This window comes from Rhodococcus pseudokoreensis (genome assembly GCF_017068395.1).
In the GTDB taxonomy this organism is placed as follows: Bacteria; Actinomycetota; Actinomycetes; order Mycobacteriales; family Mycobacteriaceae; genus Rhodococcus_F; species Rhodococcus_F pseudokoreensis.
This window is the reverse complement of sequence record NZ_CP070619.1, coordinates 6,303,988-6,323,908: the sequence shown is the minus strand read 5'-3', so window position 1 is coordinate 6,323,908 and position 19,921 is coordinate 6,303,988. Positions and strand designations below refer to the sequence as shown.

Sequence of the window (19,921 nt, the reverse complement as noted above, 5' to 3'; positions counted from 1 at the left end):
GCACACTTCGACGGAGATGGTGGAATCGGGATTCGGTGGTGTGACGACCGGGCACGCGCGTGCCTGGCATCATCACCGTGAAGAGAGGGATCAAGGCATGGCAGTGCAGGCATCCATCGACCTCGTCGGGGTGAACGTCGTCAAGTCGGTGTTCTCCATCGATGGCAAGAAATTCACCGTGCAGACATCTGCCAACGTTTCCCTGGATCGGAGCGGAACGCCATGGTTGCCCCCGGGAGTCGTGGTGGCGATGACGACCGAGCAGGACTTGGAACTCGACGCCCCGGTCGATCCGGCCGCTCTGTCCGGTGCCGAACAGGCACGTGACCTACTGCGCTCGTGGTACCCGCAACTCCACACCCCGAGCGTCGACGCGCCTGTCATGTCGACGAGGGATAGCGAGGGCGACGGCGTCGGATGCTTCTTCAGTGGCGGCCTCGATGCCTTCTACTCCGTTCTGAAGAATCGAGCGGAGATCACACACCTCATCCTGGTGCACGGATTCGACATCGATCCTCGTCGCCCGGAACCGTACGAGCAAATATCGGCAGGTGCGCGCGAAGTTGCTGCCGAGATGGGCGTAGAGCTGATCGAGATTCGTACCGACCTCCAGTTTCTCCACGCGAGACACGGAAACAACTGGGGTAGCACCGCACATGGCGCTGCGCTCGCGCATGTGGCGCTCCTTCTTTCACCCCACCTGCGCAAGGTGATCGTGGCCGCGTCGGGATCGTACGACTCGGGCAACATGACCCCGCACGGGAGTCATCCGGATCTCGATCCGCTGTGGTCGAGCGAGAATCTCCAGATCGTTCAGGACGGCACGGAGGCGAACCGGGTCGACAAGGCCGCGGCCATCAAGGACAGCGATTTGGCGATGCGCCACCTGCGCGTGTGCAATTTGAACTGGGACGGCGACTACAACTGCGGGAAGTGCGAAAAGTGCATCCGCACAATGATCAACCTTTACATCGCCGGCGGGCTGGAGAAATGTAGGACGCTTCCCCACACGATCCCGACCGAACGAATGAGCCGCATGCACGTCACGTCGGGCGCTTTTCCCTTCGCGAAGGAGAACCTCGACGCGATGCGCGCCCGGGGAATCCACGACGCCGAGCTGGAAGCCGCTCTGCAACGCATTCTCGATCGCACTCCCCTCGAGCAGCGAATTCTCGAGTACCGGTGGTTGCTCCTGGAAGTTGCGCCGCGCGTACCGCGCGTCTTGATCGGCCTATTGGTTCAGCGAGGCCGCACAATTCGCGCTGATCGATCAGCGCACTCTTCGCAGCGTTGACCGGGTCTCGAGCGAGCCGAGAGAGAAGGGACCTTCGTCGCGTGGGAATCGCAGCGTAGACGCGCCGACCGACATGTCACGGACCGTCGGTCACGGTACCTGTCTCGGCGTCGGCAACGACGCCGAATGACGGTGACGCGGACCCCGATAGCCGCGGCACCGCACGACGGTGTCAGTCGATCGCGAAGAGGCGCGCCGCGTTGTCGTGGCACACCGCCCGCAGCCACGGCTCGCCGAGGTCGAAGCGGGTGAGACCCTCGAGCGCGTCGAGGTAGGGGTACGGGATGTTGGGGAAGTCGCTGCCGAACACGATTCGTTCCTGCAGTTCCGCAAGCCGGTGCACCTGGTCGCGCGGAAACGGCGTGGCTGCTTCGGTGTAGTCCGTGAACGTCATCGTGGTGTCGAGATACACGTTGGAGTACTGATCGGCCAGGTCCAGGAATTCCCGGTACTCCGGCAGCCCCATGTGAGCGATGATCAGGTGCAGCCGCGGGTACCGCGACAGCAACTCGGCGATCGGGCCCGGGCCCGTGTGGGTGCCGGGCGCCGGCCCCGACCCGCAATGGATGACCACGGGGACACCCGCCTCCTGCAGCACGCCCCACACTGGGTCGAGGAGCGGATCGTTCGGCGAGTAGTCGCCCACCTGGATGTGGGACTTGAACACGCGCGTGCCCGACTCGATCGCCTCCGCGACATACGTGGCCGCGGACTCCTCCGGGTAGAACGTGGACGTCCGCAGACAGTCCGGGGTCTGCTCGGCGAATTCGGCCGACCACTGGTTCAGCCACGCGGCCATCTCCGGCTTGTGCGGGTAGATCATCGACGTGAACCGTCGGACACCGAACCCGCGGAGGTGCTCGACGCGGACGTCCTCTTCGTGCCGGTAGTGGATGGGCCACTCACGTCCGGTGAGGGGACCGACGGCGTCGAAGTAGCCCCACACCTTCTCCATCACGTTCGCGGGCATGAAGTGGGTATGGACGTCGATGATGCCGGGCAGCCCCAGCGCACGCCAGAACTCCTGCACCCGCAGATCCTCGGACAACTCTCTTCTCCTCGACGCAGTGCCGGATCACGGACCCCGGCGGATCGGAACGGGCCGACTCAGAACAGCGTGAACGCGTCCTCGGGCTCGGGTGCCGGCGCGACAGGCGCCGGTGCAGCGGCAGGGGCCGGGGCCGGGGCCGGGGCAGCGACCGGCGCCGGTGCGACCGCGCCGGATGCGACGGCACGGGCCGCCTCGCCGGCGAGGACGTCGGCCATCTCGTTGTAGTGGTTGCCGACGTGGCCGCGGACCCAGCGGAAACGGACCGGCCCGGGGCGTTCGGCGATGGCCCGGTCGATGGACTGCACCAGTCCGAGGTTCTTGACGGGAGCGCCGCCCGCCGTCTTCCAGCCCTTGCGTTTCCACCCGGGCAGCCATTCCGACGCGCACTTGATGGCGTACTGGGAGTCGGATTCGATCAGCAGCGGATCGGCGCCGGGATGCGCGGTGATCGCTTCGAGCAGCGCCCGCAGCTCGGCGATCTGGTTGGTCCCGGAGGGTTCGCCACCCGATTGGCTGGGACCCTCGTGATTGACCCATGCCCAGCCGATCGCCCCACCGGGGTTGCGGAGGCAGGATCCGTCGGTACTCACGATGATCATGGCTGGGACTTTACGTGCGCGCTCCGACAGCCGCCGGTAGCGGTCGCCTTCACAGTGGATACGCTTCATTTGATGACGGCTTCACTGGAGGTGGTCGAGACCACCGTGACCGCGCGGCGTCCCCTGGACGTCGCCATGTCGTTGCAGCCGTTGCAGCGCGGGAAGGGCGACCCCTGCCACCGGCGGACGGCCGACGGCGCGATCTGGCGGACGTCGGTGCAGAGGTCGGGTCCGGTCACCTATCGCCTCACCCAGATCGACCGGCACTCGGTGCGCTGCCAGGCGTGGGGTGCGGGTGCCCACGAGCTGGCCGCGGGACTGGGCGGCCTCGTCGGCGACCACGACGAGTGCGCCGACTTCGCCCCCGACCATCCGATCCTCGTCGAGGCCCATCGGCGTTTCCCGCACCTGCGGCTCGGCCGCACGGACCGGGTGCTGGAGGCCCTCGTGCCCGCGATCCTCGAGCAGCGGGTGCACGGTATCGCCGCGTTCGCGTCGTGGCGGCATCTCGTGTGGAAGTTCGGCGCGCCTGCTCCCGGTCCGGCCCCGGACGGGATGCGGCTGCCGCCGACCGCGGACGTGTGGCGGCGGGTGCCGTCGTGGGAATTCCACCGGGCCAACGTCGACCCAGGCCGATCCCGCACGATCGTCCGCTGCGCGCAGGTCGCCGATCGGCTCGAGAAGATCGTCGACCTCCCCCGCGAGGAGGCGAATCGCCGGCTGATGTCCATTCCCGGCGTCGGGATCTGGACGGCGGCCGAGGTGTCGCAGCGCGCGCTCGGCGATCCCGATGCCCTGTCGGTCGGCGACTATCACCTGGCCGCGATGGTCGGGTGGTCGCTGCTCGGGAAGCCCCTCGACGACGCCGGGATGGTGGAGTATCTGGCCCCGCTGCAGCCGCACCGCCAGCGCGCCGTGCGACTGCTCGAGGTGAGCGGGCAGGCCGTCAAACCCAAGTTCGGGCCCCGCACGACGCTCGTCGACCACAGCTGGCACTGAACCTCGTTCGCACACTCCACCTACCGGCATTCCGTTACCTATGAACACCTGTTCAAGTGTTCATACGAACAACTAGACTTCGAAGGATCAGCTGCCGGCCGGAGGAGACGCCGTGGAATCCGTGGCAATGCACATGAGCGACGGCCTGATCAACGCACCGACCTCCCTGCTGTTCGTCGTCGTCGCCGCGCTGGGACTGTCGATCGCCGCGTGGCGCGCGCGCTCGGAACTCGACGAACGCACCGCGCCGATGGCCGGTCTCGTCGCGGCCTTCATCTTCGCGGTCCAGATGGTCAACTTCCCGATCCTTCCCGGTGTGAGCGGCCACCTCCTCGGCGGCGCGCTCGCCGCCATCCTGGTCGGCCCGTACACCGGCATGCTCTGCATCTCGATCGTGCTGATCGTGCAGGCCCTGCTGTTCGCCGACGGTGGGCTGACAGCACTGGGGGCGAACATCACCAACATGGCGATCATCGGGGTGGTCGTCGGATACGGCGTCGCGGTGGCGTTGCGTCCGCTCGTCGTGCGGCAGGAACGACTGCGATTCCGCGTCCTCGGCGGGATTTCGTTCGCTGCGGCCTTGTGCGGAACGGTGGCGGCGTCGATGGGCTTCGTGCTCGAGTACGCGATCGGCGGACACGTCACGTCCGGGGAGTCGACCTCGCTGGGCGCGGTGGCCGCCTACATGCTCGGGGCGCACGTGCTGATCGGCATCGGCGAGGGCATCATCACGGCCGTCACGGTGACGGCCGTCGCGAAGGCCCGCCCCGACCTCGTGTACCTGCTGCGGACGGCGCCCCGGCGAGTGGAGGTGCGCGCGTGATCTCCCTCCGCCGCTTCCTCATCGGCTTCGCGCTGGTGGCGCTGCTCGTCGCCGGTGCGGTCTCCTACCTCGCCAGCCCGAGTCCGGACGGTCTCGATGCCGCGACGACGCGCGGGTGCGAGACCGTGCAGACCGATACCGGGGAGGCGCTCGTGGGTGACTGCATCGCCCGGAACGCGTCCGCGCATCACTTGTCGGACTCGCCGCTCGCCGACTACACGGTGGGCGGCCGGGCGCATCTCACCGGGGTCGCGGGCGTCATCGGCGCGACCGCGACGTTCGTCGTCGCGGGTGGCCTGTTCTGGCTGCTGTCCCGCGCGCGGCGCAACCGAACGAGCCCCTGACCGTGGGAGCCGGTCACGCCCATCCGCTCTACCTCGACGGTGCCTCCCCCCTGCACCGACTTCCCGCCGAGGTCAAGATCGTCTGCGCCGTCGTCTTCGTCTTCGCGGTGGTCGCGACGCCACGCGAAGCGTTCTGGGCGTTCGCCGGGTATCTCGCCGTCCTGATCGTGATCTGGCGGATCGCCGGCATCGCGCTCACGTGGATCGGGCCGAGGATGCTGATCGAGTTGCCGTTCGTGACGCTCGCGGTGCTGCTGCCGTTCGCCGAGGGCGGCGCCCGCGTCACCGTCGCCGGACTGTCGCTGTCCGTCGCGGGCCTCTACGCGGCCTGGGGCATTCTCGTGAAGGGCACTCTCGGCGTCCTCGTCTCGTTGACGCTCGCCGCGACGACGCCGGCCCGCGACCTGCCGTTGGGTCTGGCGCGGCTGCGCGTGCCCGCGATGCTCACCACGATCGTCGTTCTGATGCTGCGCTACCTCGACCTGCTCACCGCCGAGGTCGAGCGGATGCGCACCGCCCGGCTGTCCCGCGGCGACGACCCCCGCACGTTCCGGCAGATCGGCGCCGCCGCCCGGGGCGTCGGCGGATTGTTCGTGCGTTCCTACGAGCGCGGCGAGCGCGTCCACCTGGCGATGCTCTCGCGCGGGTTCACGGGTTCGGTTCCCACGATCGGGGCGCCCCCGGCGACCGCTGCGGCGTGGCGGACGGGGCTCGTGCCCGCGGTGTGCGCGGTGGGAATCTGTCTCACGACGTGGGTGCTCCGATGACCCCGGCCGTGCACCTCGAGAGCGTCTCGTTCGCGTATCCGGACGGCCGGGCCGCGCTGCACCGGATCGACCTCACCGTGGAAGCCGGCGAGCGGGTGGCCGTCCTCGGTCCGAACGGGGCCGGCAAGACCACACTGATGCTGCACCTCAACGGCATTCTGACGGCCACCGAAGGCAGCGTCACGGTCGGCGGGCTGGCGCTGTCGCAGGGGGCGTCGCGGGACACGTTGCGCGAGGTCCGGCGGCGGGTCGGGATCGTCTTCCAGGACCCCGACGACCAGTTGTTCATGCCCACCGTCGCGCAGGACGTCGCGTTCGGTCCGGCCAATTTCGGGGTCACCGGAACCACGCTCGACGAGCGGGTGCGCGACGCGCTGGCGGCCGTGGACATGACGGCGCATTCCGGCCGCAACCCCGCGCACCTGTCGGTGGGCCAGCGGCGCCGGGTCGCGCTGGCCACCGTCCTCGCGTGCGCCCCGAACGTCCTCGTGCTGGACGAGCCGTCGAGCAATCTCGACCCCGTCGCCCGGCGCGAACTGGCCGAGGTTCTGCTGGGTATCGACACCACGCACCTGCTCGTCACGCACGACCTCCCGTACGCCGCCCAGTTGTGCACGCGCGCCGTGATCCTCGACGAGGGGCGCCTGGTGGCCGACGGTCCGATCCTGGAGTTGCTCGGCGACGCCGAGTTGCTCGCCCGGCATCGCCTCGAGTTGCCGTGGGGTTTCCGGCTTCCCACGACCGGGCCTCATTCGCCCGGCGAACGATCCGTGACACCGCCGACCGGGTAGCCCACGATGGAGTGACGAAGCTTCGCCCGCACTCCGACCGGAGGTCAGCGATGTCCACACCCGAAGCCGACGCCGCGACGGTGTCCCAGCGCATTTTCGACGCGTCGCTCGGGGCCATCGACCTGCTGGCCGTCCATCTGGGAGACCGCCTCGGCTGGTACCGCAGTCTCGCGTCGGAAGGCCCGGCGACCGCGGACGAACTGGCCGAACGCACCTCCACTCATCCGCGGTACGCGCGCGAGTGGCTCGAGCAGCAGGCCGTGTCCGGACTGCTCACGGTGGACGCCGCGACGCCGCCGAAGTTCACGCTCCCCGCCGGTGCCGCCGAAGTGCTCACGGACGAGCAGAGTCTCAACTATCTGGCACCGCTCGCGCGGATCTTCGTCGCCGCGACCACGCAGATGCCCGCACTGCTGGAGGCGTATCGCACCGGCGGCGGGGTGGGGTGGTCCCAGTACGGCGCGGATGCCCGTGAATCGCAGGCCGATATGAATCGGCCGTGGTACGAGCAGGTTCTTCCCGGTGCGCTGGCGTCGGTCCCCGAGGTGGACGCGCTGCTCCGGACGCCCGGCGCCACCATCGCCGACGTCGGATGCGGCGGCGCCTGGTCGACGATCGCACTCGCGCGCGCCTACCCGGACGCCACGCTCCACGGCTACGACATCGACACCGCGACCGTCGAACTCGCGAGGTCCAACGTGCACGAACGACCGGATGTCAGCGATCGGATCACGATCACCGAATCGGATGCCGCGGGAATCCCCGAGGGCAGTTGCACCGCGGCCTTCGCGTTCGAGTGCATCCACGACATGCCCGCGCCGGTCGAGGTGCTGGCCGCGGTCCGCAGGGCGCTGGCCCCCGGCGGTGCGATGATCGTGATGGACGAGGCCGTCGACGACGAATTCTCCGCGCCGGGAAGCGACGTCGAACGACTGATGTACGGCTTCAGTCTCACCGTGTGCCTGCCCGACGGCATGAACCACACTCCCAGCGTGGGCACCGGAACGGTCATGCGCCCGAGCACATTGCGCGGTTACGCCGAGTCCGCCGGTTTCGGCACCATGGACGTCCTGCCGATCGAGGATTTCGGGTTCTTCCGGTTCTACCGGCTGACGGTGTAATCCTCGCACCGGTACCCCGATACGTACGTATTTTGCGGAAAGGCCGAAAACTGGGGCGCCCGAAGGGGGAAGATGTCTGCAGTAGGCAGGTTACGGACGCTTTCGCCGGTCGGGGCAACTGTGAAGCGCCAGGTCGAACCAGATTTGTCGTTTGTCATCCGCTACTACGCATGGGAAACACCATGAAACTGCATAGAGTGACAGCGCCCGCAGCGCTGTTGATCGCCACCCTGTGCGTCGGAATGGGTACCGCGTACGCCGCCCCCACTCCCGCCGACCAGGCCGTCATCTCGCACACCAGTCTCAGTGCCGACGGCCGATCGGTCGGCACCGCACTCGACGCGGGACAATTCACGCTGTCGCGGACGGCCGCCGCCGTCGACATCGTCAACGATTCGGGAACTCCGGTGGGCACGATCCCACTGCGCTACTCGATCGCCGGTGTGCAGTTCGCGATCGATCCGCTCGTCACCGACGGCGGCCGGTTCCTGAGCCTGACACCCACGACGACCCCCGTCGCGGGAACACTCGCGCTCACCCCTGTCGACAGGGATTCCGCGTACGCCAACATGATGACGCAGCTCGAGATCGGCTGGGTGAACGGCGGCGGGACCGCGACCGCGATCGGCGCAGGCATCGGATTCGTCGCCGGGTGCATCTTCCTCATCCTCGGCGGGTGTCTCCCCGGTGCCGCGGTAGGCGCGGCGATCGGCGCCGTCACCGGGATCAGCAACGCGAACCCCGCTGCGACACCGGCGGTTTACGAATTCCTCGGAACCCTGTAGCAGGGCTTCCGTTCCGACCTCGAGCGACGATTTCGGGAGGACTATGGGTTAGTTCGCACACGGGGAGCATCACCGCGCACCCACATATGCATGTAGCCGTTCCGGTTTTCCAGCGAATATGGTCCACGCACAACGATGTTCGGTGCACTCAGGTGGGGATCGTGTTCGTCCTACGACATGGTGGGAATTTCCATGAAACTCTTGAGAACTCTGGCATTGTCCATATTCGTCGTGTCCGCGATGGCCGTCGGGGCGGGAACGGCGTACGCCGATCCGGCACCGCAGGGAATCGACTGGTCGCAGCCGCTCATGACCCCGGCCGCCGACGGCGGTAGCAGCCAGGTGGCCGAGCAGTTCTTCCCGGAGAACGAGACCAAGCAGGACGCCTTCGACACAATGACCAACGAGATCAATACCGGCTGGAACAACGCGGGCCTGCAGGGCATGGCGATCGGTTCCAACGTGGGCATGGCCATCGGGTGCGTGTCGATCTTCCCCAACTTCATCGCAGGCTGCATCGTCGGCACCGTGGTCGGCACCATCGCCGGCGCCGTCATCGGTATCGGTGTGGGCAACCCCAATGCCCAGCCTGCCGTAGAGAAGTTCTTCGCCACACCCTGAGCGAAGAGCGGGCTGCAGCCCCGGCCTCACTCGGGCCGGGGCTGCGGCGTGTCCGCCCACGACTGGTTGATGCATGACCAGTTAGTGCGCTAACTGATCTGCCGGGTCAGCCGACGACACCCTCTGCGCGGCGGCTCGCGATGTCCTCCGCCGACCAGCCCAGCTCCCCGAGGATCAGATCGGTGTGCGCGCCGAGCGCGGGCACGTCCCCCATCCGCATCTCCACGTCGGAGAACGTCATCGGCGGCAGCATCGCCCGGATCGGCCCGGCCTCGGTCCCGACGTCACGCCAGCGGTCGCGCTGCTCGAGTTGCGGGTGCTCGATCAGCCCGCCCAGGTCGTTGAGTTCCGCCGCCGGGATCCCGGAGTCCGCGAGCGCCTGGTCGAGGGCGGCGCTGGTGAAACGTTGCGTCTCCTCGGCCACCAGGGCGTCCACCTCCGCCCGGTGCTGCACCCGCAGCATGTTGGTCGCGAACCGGGGATGGTCGGCGAGGTCGGGTCGTTTGAACACGTCCGTCACCAGTTGCCGCCAGCCGCGGTCGTTCTGGACGCCGATGAGGATCTGCCCGTCCAGGGTGGGATACGAGTCGTACGGGACGATCGCCGCGTGCCCGAGCCCGACGCGCGGGATCTGCTTGTCGGCGTACATCTTCATGTACATCGGATGGCCCAGCCACTCCGCGGTCGCGTCGAACATCGACACGTCGATCCGCGCTCCCACACCGGTGCGCTGCCGCCGGAACAGGGCACCGAGGACCGACGTCATCGCATACATTCCCGCCGCGATGTCGGAGACCGGTACACCCGTCTTGGTCGCGGTGTCCGGGGTGCCGGTCACCGAGATCATCCCCGTTTCCGCCTGGACCAGCATGTCGTACGCCTTGCGTTCGCGCCGCGGCCCGGCCGAGCCGTAGCCCGACATGTTCACGACGATCAGTTCCGGATGCCCGGCGCGCAGTGCGTCGGCGCCGAACCCGAGGCGGTCGGCGGCGTCGGGTGCGAGATTCTGGATGAAGACGTCGGCCTTCGCGATCAGCTGGGCGACGGTGTCCCGCCCGACCTCGGACTTCAGGTCGACGCCGATCGATTCCTTCGACCGGTTCAGCCACACGAAATGCGAGGCCTGCCCGAACACCGCGTCGTCGTAGTTGCGGGCGAAGTCGCCCTCCCCCACGCGTTCGATCTTGATGACCCGCGCGCCCATGTCCGCGAGATGGCGGGTGGCGAGCGGAGCGGCCACGGCCTGCTCGAGTGCCACGACGGTGATGCCGTCGAGCGGCAGCAGTCCGGGGTCGTTCTCCATGTCGGGATTCACCTTTCTTCTTCGGCGCCCGTGTGATTGTGATAGTGCGTGGCACCGATGGTGTGCAGCAGTTCGTGCACGGTGTCGTCGGTGAGCCGGTACCGCATCGAACGGCCGTCCCGCGTCGCCGACACCCACCCCTGGTTGCGGAGCAGCCGCAGCGCGTGCGAGACGGCGGTCCCGGTCATGTCGAGGGCCGCCGCCAGGTCGCCGACGCAGATGTCGGGGGCGTGGTGCAGGCACAGCAGCAGCCGGAGGCGGTTGCCGTCCGAGAGCAGTTCGAACCGGTTGGCCCAGCCGTCGATGTCGGGGGTGTGCAGTGCCGCCGCCGCACGCCGAACGTCCTCGGGGTTCAGGGCGGGGGTGGCGGCCATCACGCCAGTCTACAAACGCCGCGAACACGCCCGGCCCGGCATCCATAGGCGATTCCTCACTGTCCGTTCGGCTCTGTGACTTTGTTTCCGCACTCACACCGGTGGTCGACTGGCACCACACGTCACCCAGTCCCCCGGCGGCGTCGACGACTCATCGAGGAGCCTGATGTGAGCGGTCTGCATCTCCCCCAGCGCGTGCGGCACCACGCCGCGGAACGGCCCGGAGCACCCGCGGTGACGTGCGGTGATACCACACTGACGTACGCGGAACTCGACTGGCGGACCAACCGGATCGCAACAGCGCTGTCCACGTTGACATCCCGGGGAGGCCGCATCGGGGCACTGCTGCGGATGCGCACCGAGGGCGTCGAGACGTTCGTGGCCGCTGCCAAGTCGGGGCTCGTGTTCGTCCCGCTCAACTGGCGGCTCCCCGCCGCCGAGGCCGCCGCGGTCGCGGTCGACGCCGGGCTCGAGGTGCTGATCGTCGAATCCGAATTCGCGGCCACCGCCGACGCCGTCCGCGACGCACTCCCGCAGGTCGTCGTGGTGGTCGTCGATGCGGCCGACGGCGACACCCTTCCGCCCGGCGCCTGGACGTGGGAACGGCTGGTCGCGTCGGGCACCGCCACCGACCCGGGGCTCGGCGACGACCCCGCCGCCGAGGTGCTGCAGCTCTACACGTCGGGCACGACCGGGCGTCCGAAGGGTGTGGTCGCGACACATCGCAACCTGCACAACGAACCCGACGGCCTGCTGATCTACCACTGGAAACCCGACTCGGTGGCACTCGACGCCTTGCCGCTGTTCCATATCGCGGGCGCCGGCTGGCTGAGCACGTGCCTGTCCGCGGGCGTCCACGTGGTGTTGCTCGGTGCGTTCGATGCCCGGCAGGTCGCCGAACTGATCGACCGGCACCGCATCACCCACGCCTTCCTGGTTCCCTCGACCATTCAGATGCTCCTCGACGTGCCCGGCCTCGAACGCTACGACGTGTCGAGCCTCGAGCTGGTCGCGTACGGTTCGGCGCCGATCACCACCACACTGCTGCGGCGGGCGATCGATCGCCTCGGCTGCGGATTCGTGCAGCGCTACGGCATGACGGAGACGACGGGCTCGGTCACCGCCCTCGCCGCCCGGGACCACGACCCGTCCGGGGACCGCGCGCATCTGCTGCGGTCCGCGGGAAGACCCATGCCCGGTGTCGAGGTCGAGATCCGGGACGTGCTGACCGGCGCCCGGCTCCCGGTGGGCGAATCCGGGGAAATCGTGTGCCGCTCACGCAACAACGTCGCGGGCTACTGGAAACAGCCCGACGAGACGGCGAACCTGCTCACCCACGACGGTTTCCTGCGCACCGGCGACGCCGGGCACCTCGACGCGGAGGGCTATCTGTTCGTCACCGACCGGGTGAAGGACATGATCATCACCGGCGGCGAGAACGTGTACCCGATCGAGGTCGAAACGGTGCTCGCCGAGCATCCGGCGGTGGCCGAGGTCGCGGTGGTCGGTGTGCCGCACCGGACCTGGGGCGAAACCGTGACGGCGGTCGTCCGGCTCGTCGATCCGTTGGACGCACCGGACAAGCAGGACCTGATCGCGTTCACCGCCGACCGGCTCGCGTCGTACAAGAAGCCGCGCGAGATCGTCTACGTCGCCGAACTTCCGCGGGGAGCGAGCGGCAAGGTCCTCAAACGCGCCCTGCGCGAAGGACTCCGCGACACGGAGGTGTCGTCGTGATCGTCACCGAAGACGTCGGTACCGTCCAGCGTGAGGCCTGGGCCCGCGGCGTGCTGCCACCCGTCGAGCAGGTGCGCCCCGGATTGTGGTCGATCCCGGTTCCCATGCCGCGAAACCCGTTGCGGTACGTCCTGATCTACGCACTCGTGATCCCCGATGGTCTCGCGCTGATCGACGTCGGCTGGGATTCCGAGGAGTCGTGGCGGGCCCTCGTCGACGGGATCGCGCAGACCGGGCACCACGTCACCGACGTCCGGTACGCCGCCGTCACCCACCTGCATCCCGACCATTTCGGTCTCGCACCCCGGCTGCGGGAGGTCAGCGGGGCCGCGCTCGCGATGCACGGCGCGGATGCCGCACTGCTCGGCCACCATTCGCCGGCGGACACCGCAGCCGACGAACACACGTGGAACACCCAACTCGCCCAATTGGGGGCACCCACCGGCATCCTCGCGGCGGCCCGCGTCGACCTCGTCCGGCTCGGGCCGGGCGAATCCATGGACGTCGTACTCGGCGACGGCACTCCCCTGGACCTGCCCGGCTGGGATCTGCGGGCGGTCTGGACACCGGGGCACACGCCCGGTCATCTGACGTTCGTCGACGGCACCCATGGCCTCATGTTCAGCGGCGACCACATGCTGCCGCGCATCAGTCCCAACATCTCGACGGTCCCCGGCGAACTGGAAAATCCGCTGCACCGGTATCTGCTGTCGCTGCACGCCACCACCACGATGCCCGACGGCGAGGTGCTGCCCGCGCACGAGTACCGGTTCCGGGGTATCGCCGACCGCGCCCGGCAGCTGATGGGTCATCACGAGGAACGCTTCACCGAGATCGTCGCCGCTCTGAGCGTGCGCCCCGAATCGACGGCGTGGGAGATCTCGCAACACATTTCGTGGTCGCGTCCGTTCGACACCATGTCCGACCGCCTGCTCCGCCTCGCGGTCCGCGAAACTCACGCCCACCTGCTCGTTCTCGCCGACCGCGGAAGCATCCGCTCGGTCGGCGGCCACCCCGAACGCTGGACCCCCACCTCCCGTAAGGAAGTCACCCCATGAGTGTGGTTCTCACCGAATTCGCCGACGGCGTCGCCGTCATCACCCTGAATCGCCCGGAGGCGAAGAACGCCGTCGACCTCGAGGTCGCGAAGGCACTCGCTGCCGCGATCGACGAATTCGAGGCGCGGCCCGACCTGACGATCGCGATCCTCACCGGCGCCGGGGGCACGTTCTGCGCGGGCATGGACCTGAAGGCGTTCAGCCGCGGCGAACGGCCGTCGCTGCCCGGCCGCGGATTCGGCGGACTCACCGAGGCCCCGCCGACGAAGCCGCTGATCGCCGCCGTCGAAGGGTGGGCGCTCGCCGGCGGCTGCGAGTTGGCGCTGTCGGCCGACCTGATCGTCGCGGCCCGCGACGCCAAGTTCGGCATCCCCGAGGTCAAGCGGGGCCTCGCCGCCGCAGCGGGCGGTCTGCTGCGGCTGCCGAAGGTGCTGCCGTACCCGATCGCGATGGAAATGGCGATCACCGGCGATCCCCTCACCGCCGAGGTCGCGCACGCGCACGGACTCGTCAACCGGCTCACCGAGCCCGGTCAGGCCCTCGACGCCGCGCGCGAACTGGCGGCCCGGGTCGCCGCCAACGGTCCCCTCGCCGTCCGGGCCACCAAACAGGTCGTCGCGATGTCGGCCGCCTACACCGACCCCGACGCGTTCGCCGGGCAACGCCGCTTCCTCGATCCGGTGTTCGCCTCCGAGGACGCCCAGGAGGGTGCGCGTGCGTTCGCAGAGAAGCGCCCGCCGGTGTGGCGTGGCCGATAGCCGCATGACCGGCACGGCCCGCGTCACAGCTTCCGTACGATGACGGCGTGGACCTGCATCTCGTCACCTACTTCGTCGCGGTAGTCGATCACGGCGGGATCACCAGGGCCGCGCAGTCCCTCTACATCTCACAGCCGTCCCTTTCGCAGGCCATCCGCACACTCGAACGCCGCCTCGGTGTCACCCTGTTCGACCGCACCGGGCGGCGTCTCGAACTGACCGAGGACGGCCGCACGCTCGACGTCGCCGCCCGGCGCATCCTCGCCGACGTCGAGCGGGCCAAGGCCAAGGTCGCTGCCGTGCGCGAACTCGTGTCCGGCCGCGTCGACGTCGTCACGTACGCGGCGTTCTCGATCGATCCGATCGTCGACCTGGTGCGCCGGTTCCGTGAGCAGTACCCCCGGGTGACGGTCCGCGTCATCGACGCCGACGGCCCCACCGGCGTTCTCGGTGCCCTGCGCCGCGGCGAGGCCGAACTCGGGGTGATCGATCTGTCCGTCGACCACAGTGCGCTGCACTCGGTCCCCATCCGCGATCAGGAACTGGTCCTGGCCCTGCCGAACGCGCTCGCCGAGACCCTCCCCGATCCGGTGCCCCGCTCGGCGGTCCGGGACATTCCCCTGATCCAGGATCTCGGCGACAAGAGCGACGCGGCCCTCATCACGGAACTGGTGGGCGACCCCGCGAACGTCGTCGTCGACTGCACCCACCCGGGCGCGACGTGGGAACTGGTGATGCGCGGCGCGGGGGCCACGGTCCTGCCCCGCCTGGTCGCCGAGGAACAGTTGCGCGGGGTCGCGATCCGGTCGATGACGCCGAAACTGACACGCCCCGTCGGTCTCGTCCAGCGGTCCGGCCCGGGATCGCCCGCGGCCTCGGCGTTCGTCTCGATCGCGCAGGCCACGGCAACTCGAGAGGGGAACTGACCACATGGAGTTGCGTCAGGTCGAGTACTTTCTCGCTGTCGTGGAACACGAGGGCATCAACGGGGCCGCGGCGTCGCTCGGCGTCGCACAACCCACCATCTCGCAGGCACTGCGCGGGCTCGAGCGGGAACTGGGCGTGCAACTGTTCCACCGCATCGGCCGCGGCATGGTGCTCAGCGCCGCAGGCCGCAGCCTGGTCGGGCCGAGCAGGCAGATCCTGCGCGACGTCACCGCCGTCGAAGACCTACTCGCCACCTCCGACGGGGCACTCGCCGGCCGCCTCGACGTCATGGCGTTTCCGGCGCTGGCAATCGGGCCCCTCGTCGACCTCGTCACCGAATTCCGGCGGACCCACCCGAATGTGCTGGTGCGCTTGGGTGAATTGAAAGACGAGGCCCAGGCCGGGTCGCTGATCGAGGACGGGCACTGCGAATTCGTGGTGGCGCACCTCCCGCTCGACGACGCCCGGCTGGACGTCCTCGAACTCGGCGAACAGGAGTACTGGCTCGTGTACCCGCCGGGCACCGACCTGCCGGAGGGACCGGTTCCGCTCGCCGACCTCCCCGACGTCCCGATGGTCTTCGTTCCCCGCGGCCACTCCGTCGCGAACGAGATCGAGGAATCGATCCGTCACGCCGGAGCCCGCCCGCACCTCGCGGCGCTGTCCGATCACCGCGAGGCGCGACTTCCCCTGGTACTCGCGGGGATCGGCGGAACCCTGCTGGAACGGTCGATCGCGGAGGCGGCCCAGGACCGCGCCGTGGTCCGCCGGGCGGAGCCGACGTTCGCCCGCACGTTCGGGATCGCGTTCGACCCCGACATGCTCTCCCCCGTCGGGCACGCGTTCGTCGAACTGGTGCGGGCGCACACCTCGAACCCTGAACAGAGTTCATAGGTTTCGCCTCATCCTGTGTGTCCCAGAACGACCTTGCGGTGGAACGTCTCCGGTGATCGACTGGCTGGGAGCGGCACGGCGCCGGCCACCCGGGGCGTCGCCGAGAACCGCGCCGACGTCTGGAGCCGCGCATGAGCATCGAATCCCTCACCTCCACCCCCGAGGCCGCAGCGGCAGAATCCGACGTCGTGATCAGCCGGGACGGCGCGGTCGCGACGATCACGCTAAACCGGCCCACGCGGCGAAATGCGATGACCCTCGACTCGTGGATCGCGTTGCGCGAGGCACTCGCCGAACTCGCCCTCGACGACGCCACCCGCGTCGTGATCATCACCGGGGCGGGCAGCGACTTCTGCACCGGCGCAGACCTCGACAAGCGCGCCCCGATGCACCCACTGACCCGGATGCGGCAGATCAACGCGACGGCGCTGGCGGTCGCGGAGTTCCCCAAGCCACTGATCGCGAAGGTGCGCGGCTACGCCGTCGGGGCGGGCTGGAACCTGGCGCTGCTGTGCGATCTGCTCATCGCCTCGCGCGACGCGCAGTTCAGCCAGATCTTCGCCAAACGCGGCCTGTCGGTGGACTTCGGCGGCTCCTGGCTCCTGCCGCGCATGGTGGGACTGCACCGGGCGAAACGGCTGGTCATGCTCGCCGAGATGATCGACGCCGAGCAGGCGGACGCGCTGGGGCTGGTCAGCGAACTCGTCGAACCGGAAGAACTGGACGCCACGGTCGCCCGGTTCGCCGCCGGCCTCGCCGCGTCGCCGACCGTGGCCGTCATGCAGTCGGCGCGACTGATCGAGGACGGCACGACGTCGTCGCTACGGGACGCACTCGAGAACGAGGCCCGTTCGCAGGCGGTCAACTTCGCGACCGACGCACCGGCGGCTTTGCGCGCCTTCGTGGAGAAGCGTCCCCCCGCCTTCAGCGGCGAATGGCAGGTGCCGCAACCGTCGTAGTCAGATGATCGCGCCGTCGATCGCGCAGAAGCTGTGGCAGAGTCGGGTGACGATCCGCGGCCCGCGTTCGGGATCGAACCACCGGTCGATGTGCGCCCAGTGGTAGGGGTGCGTCATGTACGGGCCGGACAGTCCGTCGAGGTCGGCGTACTCCTGCTCCCAGACGTGGGTCCACGGCGCCGAACCGGCCGACGCGTGCACCCGGCTCAGCTGCGACGTCCCGATGGTGCGGATGTAGTCCGGCATCGCCCGCGTCTCGGATTCGAACTGCTCCACCACTGCCGGGTCGGCCGAATTTTCGACCGAGACGAGGAGTGTCCGGTACACGGCCGGTTCGAGGGCGCGTGGGGCGGGAGTGGGCAAGCCCGTGTAGCCGACGCTGTCGACGTGCTCGATCTCGGGGATGGACAGCTGTGCGGTGATGTCGGGTTCGACGGCGCGCCAGTCGGATTCGTCGTCGAAGTGGAGGTGCGCGATCATGTCGCCGCCGTTGATGCCACCGGCCAGGGTCGGTGCCACGAGAACGCGCCGAGCCCGCGGAGCCGCGACGTCGCGCAGCCTGCCTGCCAGCGACGCAGCGGCGGAGTCGTCGGACTCGGCGACGAGGTGAATGAGCTTGGTGACCTTAAACATCGGCCGCGACCTCCACGTCCGCGGGCGAGCAGGAGATGGTGCGACGCCGGATGGTGAGAAGCTCGTCGGCGTCCTCCCACCAGCGCAGCACGTCCGCGTCGTGGCGTGCCAGAAGACTCTGGTGCCACCAGGCGCGAGCGCCGCGCACGGTCCAGCTGACACTGACGGTGTTGGACTGGTCCTCGAGCCATACCGGCGGCGAGACGAGCACGCGGTCCAGTGTCAGGCCGCGCGCAATCGCGCCGGGCGCATAGCGTTCCAGGTAGGCGGCGAGAAGCGCGCGCGCCCGGCCGGGCGTCACCACCATCTCGTCGACGATGTACACGATCGGTTCTGCCGCAACCATCAGCGCTCCCTCCTTCCCACTACCAGGACGGTAGGGGACGGAGGGAGCGCGTCACAGGGTTTCGTCCACCCAGCGGGAGCTACGTCGCCGCGGTCGCGAGTTGCTCGCGCAGCTTCGTCTTCAGGATCTTCCCGGCCGCCGAGGTCGGCAACTGCTCGACCACCACCACGTCGCGTACCTTCTTGTACGGCAGCACCCGCTCGGCGACGAACGCGGACAACGCATCCCCGTCGATCGTCGCGCCGGGCATCGGCACCACGAACGCCACCGGTTCCTGGCCGACGCTGCCCGCCTCCCGGCCGACGACGGCGGCGGAGGACACGTCCGGGTGCGAGACCAGGATCTCCTCGAGCTCACGCGGATACACGTTGTAGCCCTTGTAGATCAGCATGTCCTTGGTGCGGTCGCAGATGAACAGGTACCCGTCCTCGTCGAGGTAGGCGATGTCGCCGGTGTCGAGCCAGCCGTCGACGAACTGCTGCGCCGTGATCTCCGGATGGTTCAGGTAACCGTCCGTGACCTGCGGTCCCCGGACCCACAGCTTGCCGCGGGCGCCGGCGTCCAGTACGGCACCGGAGTCGTCCTGGGCGCGGATCTGCACCTCGGTGTCGAAGACCGGCAACCCCACACTGCCGAGCTTGTAGGCGACGGAGCCGGTCAGCGGCGCGGAGGCGACCAGGCAGGTTCCCTCCGTCAGCCCGTATCCCTCGACCACGCTCGCCGCCGGGAACGCCCGCCCCAGCGCCTCGAGGGTCACGTGGTCGATCGGTGCGGCACCCGAGGAGACCACCCGCACCGAATCGGTGTCCCGGGTGGCGGCGTCGGGATGCGTGGCGACGGCGTGCCACATCGCCGGGCTCCCGGTGATGTACGTGGCGCGGTTCGTCTCGATCAACTCCAGCATCCCGCCGGGCTCGAAGCGTCCGGCGAACACCTGCGTCGCCCCGCACAGCAGCAGGAACGACATGTTGATCAGCGCGTGCGCGTGGAACAGCGGCGACACGACGACGGTCGCGCCGGCCCCGGGCACCACACCGCGGTCGCCGAGACTCTCGATGGGACGCAGTTCGATTCCGCCGTCGGCGGTGGCCCGCACCTCGTGGCCCGCCCGCCACGCGATCATCTGGGTCACGTTGGCGAGAACGTTGCGGTGCAGTACCCGCACGCCCTTGGACAACCCGGTGGTGCCGCCGGTGTAGGCGAGGTGGGCGACGTCGTCCCCGGACACCGCCGGGGTGAACGGCGCGGTGGCGTACCCGCGGACGAATTCCTCGAACCCGAACTGACCGCGACCGGCGCCCGCCGGGAGGCCGGCCACCACGATGGTGCGGACGGTGGTGCCGCTCGCCGCCTCGGTGAGGGTGTCCAGCTGCCCGGGCTGGGTGACGGCGGCGACCGCAGCGGTGTCGAGGATCTGCGAGCGCAGTCCGGGGCCGGGCTGCAGCGGGTTGACCAGGGTGACGGTCGCCCCTGCCCGCAGCGCGCCGTAGTAGGCCACGACGAACTCGATGCAGTTGCCGAGGTGCAGGAGCACCACGTCGCGCTCGGTCACCCCCGCATCCCGCAGCGCGGCGGCGAACGCTCCCGACCGCTCGTCGAGTTCGCGGTAGGTGCACACGGCGTCGCCGTCGACCACCGCGGGCCGGTCGCCGTACAGGAGTGCCATGCCGGGCGGGAACGCCGCCATCGTCAGTTCCGGATAGTGCAGTGCCGGTGCGGGATTGTTCACGTTCGGTC

General features: G+C 68.9%; 22 protein-coding genes. 15 read left to right on the top strand and 7 right to left on the bottom strand.

The window, feature by feature from the left end; all coding sequences use genetic code 11:
- The first annotated feature begins 97 nt into the window (after positions 1 to 97).
- Positions 98 to 1,294 carry an adenine nucleotide alpha hydrolase family protein gene (locus JWS13_RS34020; RefSeq protein ID WP_206009842.1) on the top strand — a complete coding sequence of 399 codons (1,197 nt, stop codon included), beginning with the start codon at positions 98 to 100 and terminating at the stop codon, positions 1,292 to 1,294.
- 172 nt (positions 1,295 to 1,466) lie between these two features.
- On the opposite strand, the gene JWS13_RS34015 is transcribed toward JWS13_RS34020, so the two are convergent.
- Together JWS13_RS34015 and JWS13_RS34010 are read right to left on the bottom strand one after the other, a co-directional pair.
- Positions 1,467 to 2,342 carry an amidohydrolase family protein gene (locus JWS13_RS34015; RefSeq protein ID WP_206009841.1) on the bottom strand — a complete coding sequence of 292 codons (876 nt, stop codon included), beginning with the start codon at positions 2,340 to 2,342 and terminating at the stop codon, positions 1,467 to 1,469.
- Between the two features lie 59 nt (positions 2,343 to 2,401).
- A complete protein-coding gene (locus JWS13_RS34010) occupies positions 2,402 to 2,944 on the bottom strand; it encodes a ribonuclease H family protein (RefSeq protein WP_206009840.1) in 543 nt (180 codons plus the stop codon).
- Between the two features lie 72 nt (positions 2,945 to 3,016).
- Between JWS13_RS34010 and JWS13_RS34005 the strand changes: the two genes are divergently transcribed.
- From JWS13_RS34005 to JWS13_RS33970, 8 genes are all read left to right on the top strand, one after another.
- Positions 3,017 to 3,943, top strand: coding sequence for a DNA-3-methyladenine glycosylase family protein (locus JWS13_RS34005; protein ID WP_206009839.1), 927 nt, complete (start codon positions 3,017 to 3,019; stop codon positions 3,941 to 3,943).
- Between the two features lie 127 nt (positions 3,944 to 4,070).
- Positions 4,071 to 4,766, top strand: a complete 696-nt coding sequence (locus tag JWS13_RS34000) for an energy-coupling factor ABC transporter permease (protein ID WP_160094548.1) — start codon at positions 4,071 to 4,073, stop codon at positions 4,764 to 4,766.
- On the top strand, positions 4,763 to 5,110 hold the full coding sequence (locus JWS13_RS33995; RefSeq protein ID WP_206009838.1) for a PDGLE domain-containing protein: 348 nt from the start codon (positions 4,763 to 4,765) through the stop codon (positions 5,108 to 5,110). Before JWS13_RS34000 ends, JWS13_RS33995 begins: the two co-directional genes overlap by 4 nt.
- Before the next feature lie 2 nt (positions 5,111 to 5,112).
- Positions 5,113 to 5,877 (top strand): cobalt ECF transporter T component CbiQ, encoded by a 765-nt coding sequence (gene cbiQ / locus JWS13_RS33990; RefSeq protein ID WP_206009837.1) that lies wholly within the window; start codon positions 5,113 to 5,115, stop codon positions 5,875 to 5,877.
- Positions 5,874 to 6,668, top strand: coding sequence for an energy-coupling factor ABC transporter ATP-binding protein (locus JWS13_RS33985; RefSeq protein WP_206009836.1), 795 nt, complete (start codon positions 5,874 to 5,876; stop codon positions 6,666 to 6,668). Before cbiQ ends, JWS13_RS33985 begins: the two co-directional genes overlap by 4 nt.
- A 50-nt stretch (positions 6,669 to 6,718) precedes the next feature.
- Positions 6,719 to 7,789 carry a class I SAM-dependent methyltransferase gene (locus JWS13_RS33980; protein ID WP_206009835.1) on the top strand — a complete coding sequence of 357 codons (1,071 nt, stop codon included), beginning with the start codon at positions 6,719 to 6,721 and terminating at the stop codon, positions 7,787 to 7,789.
- A gap of 182 nt (positions 7,790 to 7,971) precedes the next feature.
- Positions 7,972 to 8,574, top strand: coding sequence for a DUF8020 domain-containing protein (locus JWS13_RS33975; RefSeq protein ID WP_087559207.1), 603 nt, complete (start codon positions 7,972 to 7,974; stop codon positions 8,572 to 8,574).
- Positions 8,575 to 8,766: 192 nt separating this feature from the next.
- A complete protein-coding gene (locus tag JWS13_RS33970) occupies positions 8,767 to 9,195 on the top strand; it encodes a hypothetical protein (protein ID WP_087559208.1) in 429 nt (142 codons plus the stop codon).
- Between the two features lie 106 nt (positions 9,196 to 9,301).
- Here JWS13_RS33970 and JWS13_RS33965 read toward each other — a convergent pair whose 3' ends face one another.
- Both JWS13_RS33965 and JWS13_RS33960 read right to left on the bottom strand, forming a co-directional pair.
- Entirely contained in the window at positions 9,302 to 10,498 is a 1,197-nt protein-coding gene (locus JWS13_RS33965; RefSeq protein ID WP_241032445.1) for a CaiB/BaiF CoA transferase family protein, read from the bottom strand.
- Positions 10,499 to 10,506: 8 nt separating this feature from the next.
- On the bottom strand, positions 10,507 to 10,872 hold the full coding sequence (locus JWS13_RS33960; RefSeq protein ID WP_072947193.1) for an ArsR/SmtB family transcription factor: 366 nt from the start codon (positions 10,870 to 10,872) through the stop codon (positions 10,507 to 10,509).
- Between the two features lie 168 nt (positions 10,873 to 11,040).
- On the opposite strand from JWS13_RS33960, the gene JWS13_RS33955 reads away from it, so the two are divergent.
- The 6 genes from JWS13_RS33955 to JWS13_RS33930 all read left to right on the top strand — a co-directional run bounded on the left by JWS13_RS33955 (position 11,041) and on the right by JWS13_RS33930 (position 17,205).
- Positions 11,041 to 12,609, top strand: a complete 1,569-nt coding sequence (locus tag JWS13_RS33955) for a long-chain-fatty-acid--CoA ligase (RefSeq protein ID WP_206009833.1) — start codon at positions 11,041 to 11,043, stop codon at positions 12,607 to 12,609.
- Positions 12,606 to 13,667 carry an MBL fold metallo-hydrolase gene (locus tag JWS13_RS33950; RefSeq protein WP_206009832.1) on the top strand — a complete coding sequence of 354 codons (1,062 nt, stop codon included), beginning with the start codon at positions 12,606 to 12,608 and terminating at the stop codon, positions 13,665 to 13,667. Before JWS13_RS33955 ends, JWS13_RS33950 begins: the two co-directional genes overlap by 4 nt.
- Positions 13,664 to 14,425 carry a crotonase/enoyl-CoA hydratase family protein gene (locus JWS13_RS33945; protein ID WP_206009831.1) on the top strand — a complete coding sequence of 254 codons (762 nt, stop codon included), beginning with the start codon at positions 13,664 to 13,666 and terminating at the stop codon, positions 14,423 to 14,425. The genes JWS13_RS33950 and JWS13_RS33945 overlap by 4 nt, the downstream gene beginning before the upstream one ends.
- 47 nt (positions 14,426 to 14,472) lie before the next feature.
- A complete protein-coding gene (locus tag JWS13_RS33940; protein ID WP_206009830.1) occupies positions 14,473 to 15,351 on the top strand; it encodes a LysR family transcriptional regulator in 879 nt (292 codons plus the stop codon).
- Positions 15,352 to 15,355: 4 nt separating this feature from the next.
- Positions 15,356 to 16,246: a LysR family transcriptional regulator gene (locus JWS13_RS33935; protein WP_206009829.1), complete on the top strand. Its 891-nt coding sequence runs from the start codon at positions 15,356 to 15,358 to the stop codon at positions 16,244 to 16,246.
- 131 nt (positions 16,247 to 16,377) lie between these two features.
- Positions 16,378 to 17,205, top strand: coding sequence for an enoyl-CoA hydratase/isomerase family protein (locus JWS13_RS33930; RefSeq protein WP_206009828.1), 828 nt, complete (start codon positions 16,378 to 16,380; stop codon positions 17,203 to 17,205).
- Here the strand turns inward: JWS13_RS33930 and JWS13_RS33925 are convergent, their stop codons facing one another.
- The 3 genes from JWS13_RS33925 to JWS13_RS33915 all read right to left on the bottom strand — a co-directional run bounded on the left by JWS13_RS33925 (position 17,206) and on the right by JWS13_RS33915 (position 19,913).
- Positions 17,206 to 17,838: a Dabb family protein gene (locus JWS13_RS33925; protein WP_206009827.1), complete on the bottom strand. Its 633-nt coding sequence runs from the start codon at positions 17,836 to 17,838 to the stop codon at positions 17,206 to 17,208.
- Positions 17,831 to 18,184, bottom strand: coding sequence for a hypothetical protein (locus JWS13_RS33920; RefSeq protein ID WP_206009826.1), 354 nt, complete (start codon positions 18,182 to 18,184; stop codon positions 17,831 to 17,833). The genes JWS13_RS33925 and JWS13_RS33920 overlap by 8 nt, the downstream gene beginning before the upstream one ends.
- 79 nt (positions 18,185 to 18,263) lie before the next feature.
- Positions 18,264 to 19,913, bottom strand: a complete 1,650-nt coding sequence (locus JWS13_RS33915) for a class I adenylate-forming enzyme family protein (protein WP_206009825.1) — start codon at positions 19,911 to 19,913, stop codon at positions 18,264 to 18,266.
- Positions 19,914 to 19,921: the final 8 nt, after the last annotated feature.